At 74.5% G+C, this 18,092-nt stretch carries 12 protein-coding genes; 9 read left to right on the top strand and 3 right to left on the bottom strand.

Annotation, left to right across the window (positions count from 1 at the left end; all coding sequences use genetic code 11):
- The 3 genes from B207_RS42350 to B207_RS0119380 all read left to right on the top strand — a co-directional run.
- Nucleotides 1-3,328, top strand: a 3,328-nt coding sequence (locus B207_RS42350; protein WP_018638269.1) for an AAA domain-containing protein, incomplete at its 5' end; no start/stop codon positions are given.
- On the top strand, nucleotides 3,329-3,766 hold the full coding sequence (locus B207_RS0119385) for a hypothetical protein (RefSeq protein ID WP_018638268.1): 438 nt from the start codon (nucleotides 3,329-3,331) through the stop codon (nucleotides 3,764-3,766).
- Between the two features lie 89 nt (nucleotides 3,767-3,855).
- The gene (locus tag B207_RS0119380) at nucleotides 3,856-4,068 is read left to right on the top strand and encodes a hypothetical protein (protein ID WP_018638267.1); all 213 of its coding nucleotides are present in this window, start codon (nucleotides 3,856-3,858) and stop codon (nucleotides 4,066-4,068) included.
- A 67-nt stretch (nucleotides 4,069-4,135) separates the two neighbouring features.
- On the opposite strand, the gene B207_RS0119375 is transcribed toward B207_RS0119380, so the two are convergent.
- On the bottom strand, nucleotides 4,136-4,564 hold the full coding sequence (locus B207_RS0119375; RefSeq protein ID WP_154675471.1) for a hypothetical protein: 429 nt from the start codon (nucleotides 4,562-4,564) through the stop codon (nucleotides 4,136-4,138).
- Nucleotides 4,565-4,966: 402 nt separating this feature from the next.
- On the opposite strand from B207_RS0119375, the gene B207_RS0119370 reads away from it, so the two are divergent.
- From B207_RS0119370 to B207_RS0119345, 6 genes are all read left to right on the top strand, one after another.
- Entirely contained in the window at nucleotides 4,967-5,770 is an 804-nt protein-coding gene (locus tag B207_RS0119370; protein WP_018638265.1) for a DUF3050 domain-containing protein, read from the top strand.
- 15 nt (nucleotides 5,771-5,785) lie between these two features.
- Entirely contained in the window at nucleotides 5,786-7,714 is a 1,929-nt protein-coding gene (locus tag B207_RS0119365) for an AMP-binding protein (protein WP_018638264.1), read from the top strand.
- Nucleotides 7,715-7,743: 29 nt separating this feature from the next.
- Complete coding sequence (locus tag B207_RS0119360; RefSeq protein WP_018638263.1) at nucleotides 7,744-8,421, top strand: carboxymuconolactone decarboxylase family protein; 678 nt, start codon at nucleotides 7,744-7,746, stop codon at nucleotides 8,419-8,421.
- A gap of 157 nt (nucleotides 8,422-8,578) precedes the next feature.
- On the top strand, nucleotides 8,579-9,640 hold the full coding sequence (locus B207_RS0119355) for an NAD(P)-dependent oxidoreductase (protein WP_018638262.1): 1,062 nt from the start codon (nucleotides 8,579-8,581) through the stop codon (nucleotides 9,638-9,640).
- 468 nt (nucleotides 9,641-10,108) lie between these two features.
- A complete protein-coding gene (locus tag B207_RS34590) occupies nucleotides 10,109-11,452 on the top strand; it encodes a hypothetical protein (RefSeq protein ID WP_051102591.1) in 1,344 nt (447 codons plus the stop codon).
- Nucleotides 11,453-11,508: 56 nt separating this feature from the next.
- Complete coding sequence (locus B207_RS0119345; RefSeq protein ID WP_018638261.1) at nucleotides 11,509-13,833, top strand: AfsR/SARP family transcriptional regulator; 2,325 nt, start codon at nucleotides 11,509-11,511, stop codon at nucleotides 13,831-13,833.
- A 16-nt stretch (nucleotides 13,834-13,849) separates the two neighbouring features.
- Here the strand turns inward: B207_RS0119345 and B207_RS0119340 are convergent, their stop codons facing one another.
- On the bottom strand, nucleotides 13,850-15,709 hold the full coding sequence (locus B207_RS0119340) for an ABC transporter ATP-binding protein (protein ID WP_018638260.1): 1,860 nt from the start codon (nucleotides 15,707-15,709) through the stop codon (nucleotides 13,850-13,852).
- 58 nt (nucleotides 15,710-15,767) lie between these two features.
- The gene (locus tag B207_RS0119335; RefSeq protein ID WP_018638259.1) at nucleotides 15,768-17,603 is read right to left on the bottom strand and encodes an ABC transporter ATP-binding protein; all 1,836 of its coding nucleotides are present in this window, start codon (nucleotides 17,601-17,603) and stop codon (nucleotides 15,768-15,770) included.
- Nucleotides 17,604-18,092 lie beyond the last annotated feature (489 nt).

Genomic DNA, 18,092 nt, shown 5'->3' with positions numbered 1-18,092 from the left:
GCGGGCCGGGCTGGCCTCCGCGGCGGTCGACCGGCTCGGCGACGCCGGAATCGCCGCGCTGCGCGCCGAGGTCCTGGCGGGCGCCGCGGCGCTCGGCCCGCTGGAGGAGCCGTGGCTGGTGACCCTGCGAGACCAGTGCGCCTCCTCGCCCCGGCTGGCCGACTTCTGGCGGGTGCAGGCGCAGGAGCTCGCGGCAGCGGTCGCCGACCTGCACGCCCTGCGGGGGGCGCTCTTCGGGCACCGCGTCGACGTTCCCGGCGGCGACCCCCGGGCCCAGCTGGACCTGCTCGGCGAGCTGCGTGCCCGCTTCGCCGCCGGCCGCGGCCTGCCCCGCTTCGGCGGGCGGGAGCTCCGCGACTTCGCCGACCAGCTCCACATCGACGGCTACCCGGCGCGGACTGTCGAGGACCTGGACGTCGCTGCCGCCGCGATCACCGGCCGGCTCCGGGTCAGCGCCGTCCTCGGCCGCTACACGGACATGGCTGGCCAGCTTGGTGCCCCTCCCATCACCGACGGGCCCGGCCCCGGCCCTGGCGCACTCGGCGGCTACGGCACCAATGGTCCGGAAGGCGGCGGTCCAGGTGTCGGCAGTCCGGCGCAGGCGGCGTTCGCCGCGCTTCCCGCGCTGGACGCGGCCAGCGACCGGATGACGTCCGCGCTGGCCTGGGAGGCGGGTCCCGGCCGGGAACTGGCGGCCCGGCTGGCCGCCCTGTTCCGGGACGTGCCGCCCCGTCCGAGTTCCGCCGACCTGCTGCGCCATGCCGACCTGCTCGGCCTCGCCGGCACCCGGATCGCCCAGCTGGCGGCGCAGGCGGAACTCACCGGGCTCACCGAACAGGTGCGGGCCGGCCGCGCCGCGGCGGCGGCCAGCCCGCTGTGGTCGGAGCTCGGCGACACGCTCTCCCGCCGGGATCTGGCCGGCTGGGCGCGCGCGCTCGACACCGCCGCCCGGCTGCGGGGGCTGCGGCCCGCGGTCGACCGCCGCGCCGAGCTGGCCGGGCGCCTCGCCGTCGCGGCCCCCCGCTGGGCCGCCCGGGTGCTGTCCACCGGCGCGGACCCGGCGCTCTGCGGGGATCCCGAACAGCTGGCGGCGCTGTGGCGGTGGCGCCAGGCCGAGACCTGGCTCGCCGACCTGCACGCCGGCGCGGACATCCCGGCCCTGCAACGACGTCTGGACGCCTCGACCGAGGCCGGCCGCCGCCTCGTGCTCGACGTGGCCCGCCGCTCGGCCCGACTCGCGCTCGCCCGCAACCTCGGCTCGGAACAACGCCAGGCACTCACCGGCTGGGTCCAGGCACTCAGCCGTGTCGGCAAGGGAACGGGCCGGTTCGCCGGCCGGTGGCGGGCCGAGGCCCGCACCCACATGACCGCGGCGATGGGCGCCGTCCCGATCTGGATCATGCCGATCCACCGGGTGATGGAGAGCTTCGATCCCCGGGTGAACGACCCGTTCGACGTCGTCATCGTCGACGAGTCCAGCCAGTGCGACGTGCTCTCGCTCGGCGTGCTGAGCCTCGGCCGCAAGGCCGTCGTCGTCGGCGACGACCAGCAGACCAGCCCCTCCGCGGTCGGCATCCCGCGGGAGCGGGTGTTCACCCTGATCGAGGATCACCTGCCCGACGTCGCCCACCGCTCGCTGCTGGACGTCGAGGCCAGCCTCTACGACACCGCCGCCCGGGTCTTCCCGCGGACGGTGGTGCTCAAGGAGCACTTCCGCTGCCTGCCCGAGATCATCGGCTTCTCGAACCGGTTCTACGACCACCAGATCCTGCCGCTGCGGGAGACACCGCAGGTCACGGTCGGGCCGGCGCTGCGCCCGGTCCGGGTCGCGGGCGGGGGCCGGGCGCCGGGCCGTTTCGGCGACGCCAACGAGGTGGAGGCGGGCGCCGTCGTCGACCAGATCATCGCCTGCTGCGCCGATCCCGCCTATGACGGCATGACCTTCGGAGTCGTGACCCTGCTCGGCGCCGGCCAGCCGCGGCTGATCGAGCACAGCCTGGTCGAGAAGCTGGGCGAGGAGGAGTACGTCCGGCGCCGGATCCGCGTCGGCGACCCGTACCAGTTCCAGGGCGACGAACGCGACGTGATCTTCCTGTCCGTCGTCGCCGACGACAACCGCTCGGCGGCGACCCGGCGGCGCGACATGCAACGGGTGAACGTGGCGGCGAGCCGGGCCCGTGACCAGCTCTGGGTGTTCCACACCGTGGCACCCGAGACGCTGCGCGACGACGACGTCCGCCGCCAGCTGATCGAGTACATGTACGCGGCGCCGGCCGCACAGGAGGTCACCCGGCTCGTCGACCTGTGCGAGAGCGAGTTCGAACGGGCCGTCCTGCGCGAGATCCTGGCCCGCGGCTACCGGGTGCGCCCGCAGCATCCGGTGGGGCGGTTCCGGATCGACCTGGTCATCGAAGGCGAGTCCAGCCGGCTCGCCGTCGAGTGCGACGGCGACCGTTACCACGGTCCCGACCAGTGGGAGGCCGACCTACGCCGCCAGCGGATCCTCGAACGACTCGGCTGGACCTTCTGGCGGATCAGGGGTTCCGAGTTCTACCGGCAGCCCACCCGCACGCTCGAGGGCCTCTGGCACCGGCTCGACCAGATGGGCATCCGCCCCACACCGGCGACCAGGCCTGTTCCGGCTCCCGCTCCGTTGTCCCTCCCGGCTCCCTCGCCGACGCCCCTGCCGGTTCCAGTCCGCACGCCCGCTCCGTCCGGGGCACTGTCGACCGCGCCGGCCACCGCCAGGCCGGCGGTACCCGGGCAACGGCCCGTCCCGCCGGTCGACCCGGGCCCCGGCCCGACGATCGACCCACCGGGCGGGTTCCGGCACGCGGGCTGGGTACGCCGCGAGGAGGCCGAGGCCGTCCTCGCCGCGCTCGCGCTCGCCCGGGACGTGCCGATCAGCGCGACGGGTGGCCGCGCCCGGGTCATCTCCATCGACCCCTGTGATCGCTGGTCTCCGGCCGCCCCGGCCCACGGATCCGCGCCGGGCGGATCCGTGGGCGACACCGAGTTCGCCCCCGAGGCCGCTGTCGTGCTACGCCCACGTCCCAATCCCGGAGCCGGTGGCCGCCGGATCGTCTGGCTGACCCAGCGGGAGGCCCAGGCCGTCCTGCGCGCCGTGGACCGCGCCCAGGACCAGCCGGTCAGCGCACGGCCCGGGGCCGACGGGCCCGGGCCGCCGGGAGCCGGCTCGGCGCACGGGCTGGTCCAGTACTTCCCGGCGGAGTCGGAGGTCGCCCGGCGGTACGGCTCGGTGGCCCGGTTGCTGCGCCCCGGCCACGCCGACCGGGCCGCGGGCGGCAGCGGCGAAGCTACCCTCTAGGTGATGCCAACCCCCCTCACCAGGCGCGCCTGGCCGCTTCTCGTGGCCATCGTCGCGGTGCTGGGGCTGGTGGGGGCACCGGATGCGCTGCCCCGTGGGCACGGGCATCCGGCTCCACAGCAGTGGTCCGCCCATCTCGCGCCCGCCGTCTGGTCCGCCACCGTCTCGCGGAGGGCCGCGGCGGTCGCGGAGCCCGTCAACGCGGCAGCGCCGAAGCGCGGGAACACCCTGCGCCCATGGCTCGACGCCCAGCCGCTGCTCGCGACCAGCCACCACCAGCGCTCGGAACATCAGCTGCTCGGGCTGGGCGCGGCCCTGTGCGTCCTCGTTCTGGGCGCCGCCTGGCTGGCGGCCCGACCTGGCGCGGCCGGGCGCACCCCGCACCGCGGCGGCGGCGGCCCCGGATCCCGCGGCCCTCCGGCGGCTTCCAGCCGCTGACAGCCGCCCATGCCTCGAGGACCTGAACCGGGGCCCGCCGGAGGCGTGTCCTGCCGTGCCCGTCCCGAGGCCTGCTCCCAGGAGTCGAGATGGACCCGGACTTCGGATGGGGCCGGCTGCTCGTCGCAGTCGCCCTGCTCGCCGTCATGTTCGCCGTACCTATGATCATTGTTGCTCGCGACCACCGCGCTGACCGCCGCCGCTACGGGGCCGCTGCCGTCACCGCGCCGATCCGCTACACCGCGGACGGGCGCCGCTACCGCGAGGGCTACCCCCCGCCCGGCGACGCCGTGGAGAGCTGAGATCCGCCCTGCGGGTGGCTCCGCGGAGCCACCCGCAGGGCCGGCTGGTGGCCGGCCTCCCGTCCGGTCACGGGAAGTGGAACGTACGAGGGTGGAGCTGCGGCCGCAGCGGGAGCAGGAACGGGAAGGTGGGACGGCGCGGCGGCCACTCGTCCCGCGCCGGGGTGCGCCACGAGGGCCAGGGAACGGTCCGGCCCGCCGCTGATCCCGCCACCCGGCCGGCCGCGGCCGGCTGCTCCTCACGCGCTGCCAGCGGCGGCAGCGGGGTCTCCGCCCAGTCGACCGGAAGCCCTTCGCAGAAGACGCAGATCAGACCACTCCGCGGCGACGGCACCGGCACACCGTGGTGGCGGTAGACCTCCATGAACCCGCCGTCGTCCTCGAACCAGCGGGAGACGGTGAACGAGCGGTGCCAGCTGTGATGGCACCGCCGGCAGCGGAAGAAGATCTCCGCGTGTGCACTCTCGACATCCAGCACCTGAGGCTTGTCGATCATCACCCGCGCCCTTCGTCCGCTTCGATGAGGTCGGACCTGTTTCGACGAGGTCGGACCTGTCCTGACCCCTGCCCGGCTCGCGGGCCCGGCTAACCCGGGGGCTCTGAAACCGGCGGCCGGCCGGGCGGCGCCACAGGCTCGCGGCGTGGCCCTGCATTGGCTCTGCGTGGGGTGCCCGCGGGGTAGCAGCGGCCTGCTGCCGCAACGCTACCGGGGCGCTACCGACTGCCGGGAACCTGCCGGCTACCGGCCACCGCCGGTGGTCCGTCGCGCGGGGCAGCCGGCCGGGCCGGCCCCTCCTGGACGCGACGGGGCCGGCGCCACGGCGTCCCGACAGGTCCGCCGCCGCGGTCCGGCCTGATCCGGTTCTTCCTCATCGTTCACGCAAGGGGTTGATGACACGTGCCGAGTCGTTATTCCTGGGGCGGTACCCATCCGTCGATCGCCTGGCTCACGGCGGAGACGGCGGCGTCCCGCAACACCGTGCTCGCCCATCCCATGTACGGCCGGCTGGTGACGGCGGACGACGTCACCGCCTTCATGACCAGCCACGTCTTCGCGGTCTGGGACTTCATGTCGTTGCTGAAGACCCTGCAGCGCGAGCTCACCTGCGTCGACGTGCCGTGGGTGCCGACCACCCACCGCGAGTGCCGACGCCTGATCAACGAGATCGTCCTCGTCGAGGAGAGCGACGAATACGGCGAGTCCTACATCAGCCACTTCGAGCTCTACCTGGCGGGCATGGAGGAGGCCGGGGCGGACACGGGCCCGGTCAGACGGTTCCTCGCGGAGCTCGCCATGGGCACGGCGGTACCCGTCGCGGTCGTCCGCGCGGGGGTGCCCGCACCGGCGGCGACGTTCGTCCGCGCCACCTGGGAGCTGCTGACAACCGCGCCGACGCATGCGCTGGCCGCGGCGTTCGCGTTCGGCCGCGAGGACCTGATCCCCGAGATGTTCTCGCAGGTCCTGGAAGGCAACGTGCAGCTGCGCACCTTCCGCGACTACCTGGCCCGGCATGTCGCCGTCGACGGGGAGCAGCACACGCCGATGGCGATGGCGATGCTCGTCGCCCTGGCCGGCGAGGACCCGCACTGCTGGCGGGAGTGCGCGAGCGTGGTGAACGGCTGTCTGCGGGCCCGCGCGGCACTGTGGGACGGCATCGCCGCCACGCTCCCGGAGCAGCGCACCATCCAGCCGGTCGCCTGAGACCCGGGGACATCGATGATCATCGCTCTGTTCGTTCTCCTCGGGCTTCTCGCCGCCTACCTGGCATTCGTCTGCGCGTCGCTCGCCCTGCCGCGGCGGCTGCGGCTCGCGCTGAGCCCCATGTCGTTGGAACGGACACCTGACCGGGCCGCCCGCCGGCACCGCGGCCGTGTCCTGTTCACCAGTGACGAGCCGTGCTCGTGGTCCCTGCCCGGCACCGGAGGAACCGGGGACACCGCCGGCACCGGAGGAACCGCCGGCACCGGCGGGCCGGGCCCGGACGGGTGGACGGCACGCGACATCCAGGCGACGGCCGGACGGCTCGCGGCCGCGCTGCACGCGCTCGGCCTGCGCCACGGGCAGCGGGTCGCCGTGCTCAAGCGGAACCACCTCGACATCCACCTCCTGCACCTGGGGGTGGTGCGGGCCGGCGGGGTCGCCTGTCCGATGAACGGCGCCTTCGCCGCGGACAAGGTGGCCCCCTACCTGGTCAACATCGACGCCCGGATCCTGTTCGCGGACGTCCCCACGCTGCTGCGGGTGCTGCGGGAGGGTGGCGCGCCGGGCCGGGTCGACACCGTCGTCCTCGTCGGGCGGGTGGGTGACGTCCCCGAGTCCGACGTGCGGGAGCTGCACGGCGCCCTGCGCCGCGCCCCGGACGGTGGCACGGCGCCCGCCGTCCACTGGATCGAGGACCTGCTCGCCGCGGCCACCGAACCCGCTCCCGCGGTGCGGCGCGGCCCCCGGGAGCCGCTCTACCTGGTGCACACGTCGGGGACGACCGGGTTCCCGAAGGCCGTCATCCTGCGCAACGGCCCGCAGTCCCGGGCCATGCGGGGGTGGCTGTGCTACGTCCACGTCTCGCCCCGCCGGGACCGGGGGTACATGGCCGTCCCCAACAACCACCAGGCGGTGATCCTGACCTTCCACTGCATGCTGCTGCTGGGCGTGCGGGCGCACTGGACGGCGGCCACCGGCCGGGACTTCGACGCCGTGGGCGTGGTCGAGGAGCTGGCCCGCGACCGCTACACCGGCTTCTTCGGCTTTCCCATCACCTACACCCAGCTGCGCCAGGTGCCGCTGGCGGACCACGACCTGCGGGCCATGCGGTTCTGGGCCAGCACCGCCGACGCGGCGCACGAGGCGATGATCCGGCCGTGCGTCCAGGTGGGCGGCACCTTCCGCCGGCTGGGCCTGCCGCTGCGTGGCTCCGTCTACCTCGACGCGCAGGGGTCCAGCGAGGTCGGCACGCCGTCCGTCCTGCGGTACTACTCGCGCCTGACCCGCCGGTACGACCGCCGGATCGGGCGGCGCCACTCGGCTCCGTTCGGCCCCGCCGTGCGGATCGCCCGCGACGGCGCGCCGGTCCCCCGCGGGCAGGTGGGCCGTCTGGAGGTGCGCGGGAAGACGCTCTTCGAGGCCTACTGGAACAACCATTCGCTCACCTACGAGGCGGTCCGGGACGGCTGGTTCTTCACCGGGGACGTCGCCCGCTGGTCGGGCGGACACGTGGTGCAGCTCGACCGTGAGGTCGACGTGATCCGCACCGGCGGCGGCGACGTCTACAGCCTGCCGATCGAGGAGCGGATCCACCGTCACCCGGCCGTGTTCGACACCTGCGTCTACGGGGCGCGCCAGCCGGACGGGACCCAGCGCCCGGCTGCCGCGGTGGCCCTGCGGCCCGGGTCCGGGTTCGAGTCCGGGTTCGGGTCCGGGATCGGTGCGGCACGGCTGCGCGACGAGCTGAACGCGCTGCTGAGCGCCGAGGAGGAGCTGGTGGCCGTGGACATCCTGCCGTGGAGCGAGTTCCCCGTCGGCGTCACCGGCAAGACGCTCAAGCGCGTGTTCCGCGAGCGGACGGAACCACTGCCCGTGCCGGAGGCCAACCGTCCGGTCGCGCTGCAGGCAGCTCCCGCGCCGCTGGTAGCCAGCAGGTCGGTCTAGGTGCCCCCCGTCGAGAGGAGGCGGCGGCGGTGACCGTCACGCAGACCGGGCAGTCCGGGCAGTCCGGGCACACCGGGCTCGGGAGCCGGGACCGCGACTGGGCGCAGCTTGCCAGCCTGGCGTGGTCCGGTCCGGCCGAGGCGCTCGCCGCCCGGGTGCGGCAGATCCTCGGTCGAGACGAGAGCGGCCTCGGCGATCTGCTGGAGTTCGTCCTGCAGTACGCCGTCTACGCCGGCTGGCCGCGGGGGTCCGAGCTCGAGGGGGTCGTGCGGCGCCAGTGGGCACTGCACTGCCGCGACACGGGCACGGATCCCGCTTCCTGGCCGGCGCCGGCCGCCACCTCCCTCGATCGGGAGAGCCGCGATGAGCGGCTGCGGGCCGGCGAGGAGGCGTTCCGTGCCGTGAACCGCAGCGAGGCGCCACCCCGGGGCAGTCCCTTCGTCGAGGCCGGCATGCTCGGCTTCGTCTTCGGGCAGGTGTGGCGCCGGCCGGGCCTCACGACGCGCGAACGCCGCATCGTCGCGATCGTCGTCTGCGCGGCCGCCGAGGCCGTCCACCCGTTGCGCCACCATGTCCGCTCGGCCCTCGACTCGGCGGACCTGTCCGCCGCCGACCTGCGGGATCTCCTCACCGAGATCGAGGGCCGGGCACCCGCCCCAGCCGCGGCCGTCCTGCGGGACGGGTCACGCCCGCTCCCGCCGCGCTGACCGGCACACCCCGCGCTGGCCGGCACACCCCGCGCTGGCCGGCATGCCCCACGCTGGCCGGCATGCCCCGCCAGGATCGTCCCGCCAGGACCGTCCCGCTCCGCCCTGCTGGCCGCCCAGGGCAGCCAGCGCCCACCCACACCGAGGAGACCTCACGATGCACGCCGCGCACACCGCCACCTCCCGGAGCGACGCTCCGGCCGACGCTCGGAGCGATGTTCAGAGCACTCCACGCGATGTCCGGAGCGACGCCCGGCGCGGCGCGCACGGCGTTGACGCGCAGGGAGATGGCACGCCGGCTGCCGAGACCTACGGGTTCGTCGGCCTCGGGAGCCAGGGAGCCGAGATCGTCCGGCTCTGCGCGGTGGGCGGGGTGCGGCCAATCGTGTTCGACCTGCGGGCCGACCGGGTCGAACAGGTCCGCTCCAGCGGAGTCACGGCGGCGCCGAGCCTGGCCGACCTGGGCCGGCACGCCACCGTCGTCTCGGTGTGCGTCTTCGCCGACGACGACGTCCGTGCCGTGGTCGCCGGGCCGGGCGGGCTGCTGGAGACGATGCGCCGCGGCGGCCTGATCGTCGTCCACAGCACCTGCTCACCCGAGGTGTGCGTCGAGCTGGCCACGCGGGCCCACGAGCGGGGCCTCGCGCTGGTCGACGCGCCGGTCAGCAACGGGATCCGCGACGCCCGGGGGCGCGCGCTGACGGTGATGTTCGGCGGCGGCCAGCGCGAGCTGGGGCGATGCAGGCCGGTGTTCGACCTGTTCGCGCACACCGTGCTGCACATCGGCGAGGTGGGCAGCGCGCAGCTCGTGAAACTGCTGAACAACGCCGTGTTCCTCGCGCACCGTGGCGCGGCGGTCGAGGCGCTGCGGGAGGCGGTCCGGCTGGGCCTGGACCAGGACCGGGTGCGGGTGGCTCTCCGGACGTGCAGCGCGGCGGCCAGCCCGCTGCCCCCGGGAGACCAGCCGCTCGGCCTCCCCGGTAGCGGGCCGTCCCTGACCGCGCTCGCCGCCCTGCTCACCAAGGACCTGACCCTGCTCGACACCGCCCTGGCCGCCGCCGACGGGAACGCCGCCGACGGGAACGCCGGGCGCCTCGGCGGCCTTGCCAGGGAGGCCCTCGCCACGCTGCTGGGCCCGGACCGGCGGGCCCCCGAGGTGCGGACCGGGCCGGCCGGCACCTGTCCGGGGCACTCCGCCGGGGCGGATGTTCCGGCCTGAGCCCCGGCCTGAGCCGGATACCGGCCCCAGGATCCTCCGGAGTCAGCGGCGGAGGACCCATTTCCCGGTGTGGACATCGACCGGAAGCGCCGGAAACCGAAACAGATGAACAACGTGCGCCGGAGCACAGATATCCACCTCAACACAAGCCGGTAGGCGATTGACAGGGCTGCGGGGACAATTCAAACTCCTAGTCGGACTGGCGAACAAAGGACTGATTCACGTCCAATTAGCACGATCCGACGGTCGGCATGGCCGAAATGCGGGCAGGAAAGGCCGTCCCGACGGCCGGACGCCGCACGGCCCAACGCGGAAGGGACGGATTCGGCCGTGTCGTGGAAGAGAAATCGCGCGACGACAATCCAGACCACCGCGGGATTCGGTGGTGCCGCGGATCACCAACCGTCCTGCCGGAGCGCGAAGCAGGCTCTTTCCTCACGGCGACGACGAAAAGAGCCCGCTCCGCGGATGCGGTTCGCGGAGCTGCTCCTGGATGCCCGGCACGCCGCCCGGGCGGGTGACGTGCGGCGGGCCGCGGAACTCCAATCCCGCGCCGTGCTGCTTATCGCGGGAGTTCACGCGGAATCGCCGGCCGATCCGCGGCGGGCGTGGATGCTCGGTGGCGTTCAATACGACCTGGCGGCCATGCGGTACAGGGCCGGCGATCCGGGCGCCGCGGTCCGCGCGTTGGACGCGAGCGAGCAGCTCTACGCGGTACTCGTCCGCCGGACACCCACGGCGGCCGGGCCGCTGGCGGACGTGCGGGCCCGGCGGGCTGTCGTGCGCGCCACGCAGGGGCACGGTGCCTCCGCGCTGGTGGACGCGCAGGCGGCCCTGCTCGGCCTGCGCGCGGCTCCCGACCCGCTGGGCCGCCCGGACGGGCGAGACGATCCCGGCTCCGCTCGCGTCCTCGCGCTCTGCGGCGACGTCCTGGCTGCCTTCGGCGATCCGGACCTGGCCCTCGCGGCCTCGGACCGCGCCGTCCGGGCCCTGTTGGGGCCGGCCGTCGCAGCACCGGCCGGCACGCGCCCCACCAGCAGGTTCCCGGCCGGCACGCGCCCCACCGGCACGTTCCCGACCAACCGGCCAGGCTCACCGCACCCGGGCTATCTCGCGCGTGCGTGCCGCGTCGCCGCGGTCATCCGCCACGCGCGCGGCCCCGGGCAGGCCGACCGCGCGCGCCGGCTGGCGGCCGCGGCCGCGCATCTCGGCGCGCCGCCCACGTCAACGCTCCTGGAACAGCGGATCTCCTCACCGCTCCCCCCGGACCTCACCCTCGGCCTGCGCGGCGCGCTGCGAGTGGCGGAACGCCGCGGAGGTGACCCCGGGACCGCCTCGTCCCTGCTGCAGGCGCTGGCCGCCCCTGAAACCGACGGCACGCCACCCGGCTGGTCGACGGACCCGACCTGGCACGGCAGGATCACCGCGGCCCGGCCGAACGGGCCCACCCCCGTCGCGGCCGCGGCCTGCGCGACGATGCTGGGCCGGCTGGCCGGCGACATCCTCTCCGCCTCCGCTGACCCACTGGTCGGCCTGCGCCTGATGCTGGAGGCGCACTGCCTGCGCGCCGCGCCGGCCGCCTCCTGTCACGCCGCCCCCGGCGAGCCAGCGGACCAGGCGCAAGCGGCAGACCCCGCCTGGGCAGGCCTTCTGGACACCGCAAGCCGCCGGATCGCCGCTGCGGGAGATCCGTCCTTCGCCCTCGACCTGGCGAGCTGGGCCGAGCGCGCACGCGGCGGCCCGGCCCGGCGGCCGGTCGCCGCCCTCGATCCGCAAGGCGCGACGGGGATCTGGCAGGCCCTGCCGTGCTGACGGCAGGTTCCCCGCTCGGAGCCGGTCAGATCGCCGACAGTCCTGGAGGACGGAAGATGACAGCCGGAAGCACGTCGACAGGTGGAAGTCCCCGGTTCGCGCTGCTCGGCCCGCTCGAGGTCCGCGACGACCTCGGCCGGGCGGTTCCGGTCTCCGCTCCGAAGCAGCGCGGTGTCCTCGCCACGCTGCTGGTCGACGCCGGCACCGTGGTCTCGGCCGACCGGCTCTCGGATCTGCTCTGGGACAGCTCGCCACCGCCGTCCGCGACGAAGACGCTGGAGAACTACGTCAGCCGGCTGCGCCGCTTACTCGGGCCCGTGCTGGGCGGACGCATCATCACCCGCTCCCCGGGCTATGTGATCGAGCCGCGGAACAGGTTCGAGGTCGATCTGGTCATCCAGGCGGACCTCGCCGGACGGGCGCAGGAGGCCGCGGCCCGGGGTGACTGGGCCCGCGCCGCCTGTGACGCACGGGACGCCCTCGCCCTGTGGCGCGGCGACCCGTTCTGCGACATACCGGTGGAACGGCTGCGACGGGAGCAGGCACCGCACCTGGCCGAGGCCCGGCTGCGGCTGCGGGAACTGGCGCTGACCGCCCAGGTGATGCTGGGCGACCACCAGGGTGCCCTGCCGGAGCTGCGGCGCCTCGTCGAGGAGACCCGCATCCGGGAGCACCCCTGGGAGATGCTGATCCTCGCCCTGTTCCGGTGCGGTCGCAAGGCCGAGGCGTTCGAGGCCTACCGCCGGGTCAGGTGGGTCCTGCGCGACGAGCTCGGCGTTGATCCCGGCCGCGGTCTGCAGCAGCTGCAGCGACACATGCTGTCCGACGACGAGCTGCTCTTCCCGAGCCCCGCCACCGGTACGGGCGGGTCGACCGCCACCGGTGGCTCCGGGCAACCGGCGACCGCGACCATGATGACGACCTCCGCCGCGCTGGCGACCAACCCGGCCCTGGCGACCGCCACAGCCATGGCGAACGGAACGGGCCTGACCACGGTGGCGGCCGCGGCCGCAGGAGAGTTCCGCCCGCGACCGTCAGGCCCCCCGTCCCCCCCGTCCCCGCCGCCCGCCGCCGTCCACCAGGCTCTCGCACGCAGGTACGAGAGCCTGCCCTCGCCGCAGACGGGCGCCGACCCCGATCCGGCCCGGGCGCTGCGTCTGCTCAGCGGCTGGAGCGGCGCCGATCTGCCGCTCGCGGCGGTCTGCGCGGTGCTCCGCCGGCCGCCGGCGCTCGTCCGCCGCGACCTGGCGGTTCTCATCGATCAGGAGCTCGCGGAATCCCCCACGCCGGACCGGTTCAGGCTGCCCGCCATGGTCCGGCTGTTCGGCCGGGCCAGGGCCGGCGCCCCCACCGGTACCGGTGGGCCAGGGCGGGACGACGACGCCGCGCCGGGAGCCGTGCTGCGGCGTCTGGGCGGGTGGTACCTGCGCAGCACGGTCGAGGCCGGGAACGTGCTGCATCCCTACGGCCGGCGGCCCGGTCTGCACCCGGCCTCGGACGAACACCCGCCGGAGACGTTCGGCAGCTACCGGCAGGCATCGGTCTGGGTCGCCACCGAGCACGAGAACCTCATGACCACGGTGCGCATGGCGGCCACCGCGGGTGAGCACGCCCTCGCGTGGCGCCTGGCCGCCGCGCTCACCGGCTACTTCCACGTCAGCAAACGGTGGACGGACTGGATCACGACCGCGGAGATCGGGCTGGCGTCGGCGCGGCAGGCACAGGACCGGTTCGGTGAGTCCGCGCTGCTGGTGAGCGCCGGGCTGGCCTACGACGACCTCCGTATGTACGGGCGGTCGCTGGAGATGCTCGAACGGGCGCTGTCGGTGGGCAAGGACAGCGCGGACCAGTGGGGGGAGGCGGTCAGCCTGCTCAGCCTCGCCCACGTGCGCGGCGCGAAGCGGACGATGGCCGACCACCAGAGCGCTCAGAAGATCTTCAGCGAGGTGGGTAACTCCTGGGGTTTCGCCCTGACGCAGATCGAGCTCGGCCGTGCCCACCGCAACCTCGGTGACCTGGACCAGGCGATCGCCTGTCACCGCCATGGAGCCGCGATCCTGGGCGACCTCGGCGACGAGTGGGGCCTGGGGCTGGCGCACATCGGCCTCGCCGAGGACCATCTGGCCCGTGGCGACCATGCCAGCGCCGCCCTGGTGTGCCGCCGGACGCTGGCACTCACCCATGGCATCCGGGACCGGCACACCAGCGCCCGTGCCCTGACCCTCCTCGGGCACAGCTACCTGAAGATCCCGGACCCGGCCGCCGCGCGGCGCTCCTGGACCGAGGCGCTGCGCATCTTCGAGGATCTGGCGGACCCGCGGGCGACGCAGCTCCGGGTGGGCATCGCGACGCTCGACGCGGCCGCGACGATCGCCTCCTGACCCGCGCCGCCCGTGCCTACACCGCACCAGGAGCGGCCGGCGCCGATACCGGGGAGAGCGGCTGCGAGTCGGCCGGCGGGCCGTCGGCCGACTGCGGCTCGGCCGCGCCTGCCGACGACCAGGCCGACCACATCCGCGCGTACTGGCCGCCGGCAGCGACCAGGTCGTCGTGCGAGCCGTTCTCGACGACCCGGCCGCGGTCGAGGACCAGGATCCGGTCGGCGGACGCGGCCTGGGTCAGCCGGTGTGCCACGGCGATCACCGTGCGTCCGTCCAGAGCCCGCTCGGCTGCCAGTTCCAGCCGGCGGGCGCCGGCACTGCCCGCCTCGGCGGTGGCCTCGTCGAGGACGACGATCGGCGCGTCCACGAGCAGCAGCCGGGCGAGCGCGAGTTCCTGCGCCTGCGTCGGGGTGAGCCGGTGCCCGCCCCGGCCCACGACGGTCCGCTCCGCGGACGGCAGTGCGGCGACCCAGCTCGCCGCGCCCGCACGGGCCAGCGCGTGGTCGATGTCCGCCGCCGAGGCGTCCGGCCGCGCGAGCCGGAGATCGTCCACGAGCGGGCCGGCGAACACGTGGACCTCCTGGGTCACCAGGGCCACCGTGGTCCGCAGGTCGTCCGGACCGAGCTCGCCGACCGGAAGACCGGCCAGCCGGACCTCCCCCGACGCCGCGGGATGCAGGCCGGCGACGATGTTGGCCAGCGTGGTCTTGCCCGCCCCGCTCGCGCCGACGACCGCCACCCGCTCCCCCGGGCGCGCGGCGAGGTCGACGCCGTGCAGCACCTCGTGATCGTCCGCGTAGGCGAAGCGGACGTCGCGCACCTGGACGGCCGGCTCGCCGAGAACCGCCCGTTCCGGCGCCGGCGGCGGTGCCACCTGCGCCACTCCGACGAGGCGGGACAGCGCGGCGCCGGCCTCCTGCATCGTGTCGATCATCATCAGGATCATGTTGACCGGCTCGAACAGGCGGCTGAAGTAGAACGCCGCGGCGGTGGCCGCGCCGACCGTGACAGCACCGTCGCGCACCAGGTAGAAGCCGGCTGCCAGCACGGCGGCGACGCCGATCGCCTCGGACAGGTGCATGCGGCCCCAGAACCGCGTCCGGAAGTGCATCGCCTGGTAGGCGCAGTCCACCGCAGCCTCCGACCGCTGGGCGGTCAGCCGCAGATGGCGCGGGCCGAGGCGGAACGCCCGGACGGTGTCCGCCCCGCCGATCGAGTCCAGCAGCTGCTGGGCCCGCGCGCCCTCGGCGACCCGCTGGGCCGCGAAGACCGACCGTGACCTGCGCAGATACCACCGCAGCGCGTAGATGTCGGTCGGCACGGCGAGCAGCGCGACGACCGCGAAACGCCAGTCGATCGCGGCCAGGCCGACCGCGGTCATCCAGACCAGGAACACCGACATCGCCAGCGTCGGCACGGTGGTGCGAATCGCGGTGGTGACCACCTCGACGTCACCGCTGATCCGCGCCACCAGATCACCGGAGCCGGTGCGCTCGACCTCGCCCGCGGGCAGGTGCAGGGCCCGCTCCAGGACGTCCTCACGCAGCGACGCCAGCGCGGGCTCCGCCACGAGCGCGATCAGCACCCTGGTCACCACCAGGAGGACCGCGGCGCCGACCGCCACGATGACCAGAACCTGGACCGGCCAGAGGACAGCCCCGCGGTCGCCGTCGATCGCCGCGTCGACGACCCAGCCGAGGGCCCGGGGCACGATGAGCTGCAGGCAGGTTCCCACGGTCAGCGCCAGGACCGTGAGCACGCCGAGCGCCCACCGCGGCCGCAGGAGCCGAAGAAGGTACCGCCACGTCTCACCGGTGCTCGCGGTGGGGAGCAGGCCGTCGCCGGAGTGTTCTTCTCGCACGCTGTCACCTCGCATGGGGATCACCCGTCCTGGCCGGTCATGCTGCTCTGGCCGGTCACGCTGCTCTGGCCGGTCACGCGAGGACGAGTTCGCGGTAGCGCGGGTTCGTGTGGACGAGGTCCGCGTGGGTTCCCTCGGTCGTGACCGTGCCGCCGTCGAGGACGACGACCCGGTCGCAGCAGGCCAGGACCGCGGGGCTCGAGGTGACGCACACCGTGCTCAGCCCGCCGCGCAGGCGCCGCAGGCCCTCGGCGATCCGGCGCTCGGTCAGCGAGTCCACCGCGGTGGTGGGTTCGTGCAGCACCAGGACGGGCGCGGCCGCGGCGAGGGCGCGGGCGAGCGCGACCCGTTGGCGCTGCCCGCCGGACAGTGACGTCCCGCCCGAGCGCAGCCGGGTGTGCAGGCCCTCGGCCAGCACCTCCGTCAGGTCGTCCAGCCCGGCCGCCGTCACCACGGGGCCCAGGTCGCCGCCGGTCTCCGCCTGCGTCGCGGACCGGATGTTGTCCAGCACGGTGCCTTCGAACAGCACGGCGTCATGGGGGGCGACCAGAACGACCTCTCGCACCGTGTCGGGATGCAGGTCGGTGACCGCGGTGCCGTCCAGCAGCAGCGCGCCGGACGCCGGGTCGGCGTCTCGGGCCAGCACGCCGAGAACGGCTGCGGCTTCGTGCGGATCGGCCACCACGACACCGAGGAACTCCCCGGCGCGTACCTCCAGGTCCAGATCACGGACGGAGCCCACCGTGACCTTCTCCAGCCGAAGCCGGCTCTCCGGCCGGGCAGGACCCGCCTGCCGATCAGCACCGGCCGGCACCGTGGGCGCTCTCTCCACAACCGCCGGCGGGGCGTTCAGAACCGCTGCGATGCGGCCCGCCGACGCCAGGGACTGTGCCCGCTGGGCGCCGAACCCGGTGATCCGGTTGAGCGGGTCGACGAGGAACTGCGCCAGGCCGACCGCGGTGATCAGGGCGCCGATACTGATGGACCCGCCGGCCGCGAGGCGGCCCGCGCCCAGTGTCACGACCGCGAGCAGACCACCGGCCAGCGCGACCGCCACCGCCCTGATGGTCGACTCCGCGGCTGCCGCCCGCAGGGTGGCGCCCAGCGCGCGCTGGCTGGCCGTCCGGTAGCGCTCGACGGCCGGGCGCTCCCCACCGAAACCCTTCAGGACCCGCAGTCCGGCGATCAGATCGGCGGCGAGGCCTGTCGCCGCCGCCATCGTCGCGCGCTCGGCGGCGCTGCGCCGCTCCAGCGGCCGACCCAGGAAGTGGGTGATGACCATGAGGAGGAGCGTCCCGGCCACGACCAGACCGGTCAGCGACAGCGAGAAGCGGGCGAGAACGACCACGGCGACCCCGACCCCGGCGATGCCGGAGATGGCCATCGCCAGCGCGTAGTTGAACATGCCGACCTTCAGGGCGTCCCCGGTCGCCAGGGCGACGAGCTGCCCCGGGAGCTGGTCGGCGCTGGCGCCGCCACGCGGGTCGAGGACCCGGTCGGCCACCAGCATCCGCAGGTCGTGGCCGGCGCCCTGGACAGCCCGCAGGTTCGCCCGGAAGCCCCACCGCATCGCGCAGGTGAGGGCGACGAAGAGCCCGAGCAGCACGGCCAGCCAGCGCAGCATCGAGGCGCCGTCCCCGGTGGCGACCGCCCGGTCCACCGCGAGACCGATGGTGATCGGCACGAGGGCCTCGGCGACCTGGTGGCAGGACAGGAAGGTCGACGAGGCACTCACGTGGCGTAACTGGCCGCGGCGCGCCCGGCGCAGCACCGACCCGGCGCTGTGCACCGCCACCGGCGGGGCCGTGGCGGACCCGGCCGACGAGGCCTGCACCGTCGAGGCCGCCGTCGGTGGGTTGTCCGTCGGCGAGTTGTCCGTCGGTGGCGTGTCGACTGTCGGGGCGCTCACGGAGCGGGGTCCGTTCCGGCGCGGAACGAGGCCGCGCGCGGCGGCGCGCCTTCGTACAGGTTCACGTCTCTCCTCGGGTCGCCGACTGGTTTCTCAGGCAGGTTTCGCAGGCAGGATTCCCGGGACCATCCGACCCGTTCCCGTCACGACGGCGCGTCGTTGTTCCCACCGGTGCGGATCGCCGCTCCGGTGCTGGTCAGGGCCGGTGGGAAGCCAGACCCGAACACGGTGGCAGCCATTCCCGGCGGCTCGGCCAGCTACTCGACCAGACAACTGTCATCGCGCACCAGAAATGCACCGTCGAGGCGCATGCCCCTCCTCGATTCGGGATCGCGAACAGGCCGGATGACACGCCGTTGCACTGGCGTTCACGGCCAGCGGGCGTACTCTTGTTTCTACTCCGGTTATTCGTGGCCGTCGCGGCGGCATCGGCCATAAATTCCACCGAATCGGCCACTCGCGACCACTCTGGACCGCTCTGGCGGGTGT

This window comes from Parafrankia elaeagni, from assembly GCF_000374165.1.
Lineage (GTDB): Bacteria > Actinomycetota > Actinomycetes > Frankiales > Frankiaceae > Parafrankia > Parafrankia elaeagni.
Note: the sequence above shows the minus strand (reverse complement) of the source record. Positions and strands in the feature narration are given on the sequence as shown.

Excerpts from the sequence above, each read along its gene's own strand:
- B207_RS0119380 (WP_018638267.1), top strand. The coding sequence starts at position 3,856 with ATGGACCCGGACTTCGGATGGGGCCGGCTGCTCGTCGCAGTCGCCCTG.
- B207_RS0119375 (WP_154675471.1), bottom strand. The coding sequence starts at position 4,564 with ATGATCGACAAGCCTCAGGTGCTGGATGTCGAGAGTGCACACGCGGAG.
- B207_RS0119365 (WP_018638264.1), top strand. The coding sequence starts at position 5,786 with ATGATCATCGCTCTGTTCGTTCTCCTCGGGCTTCTCGCCGCCTACCTG.
- B207_RS0119355 (WP_018638262.1), top strand. The coding sequence starts at position 8,579 with ATGCACGCCGCGCACACCGCCACCTCCCGGAGCGACGCTCCGGCCGAC.
- B207_RS34590 (WP_051102591.1), top strand. The coding sequence starts at position 10,109 with ATGCGGTTCGCGGAGCTGCTCCTGGATGCCCGGCACGCCGCCCGGGCG.
- B207_RS0119345 (WP_018638261.1), top strand. The coding sequence starts at position 11,509 with ATGACAGCCGGAAGCACGTCGACAGGTGGAAGTCCCCGGTTCGCGCTG.
- B207_RS0119340 (WP_018638260.1), bottom strand. The coding sequence starts at position 15,709 with ATGCGAGGTGACAGCGTGCGAGAAGAACACTCCGGCGACGGCCTGCTC.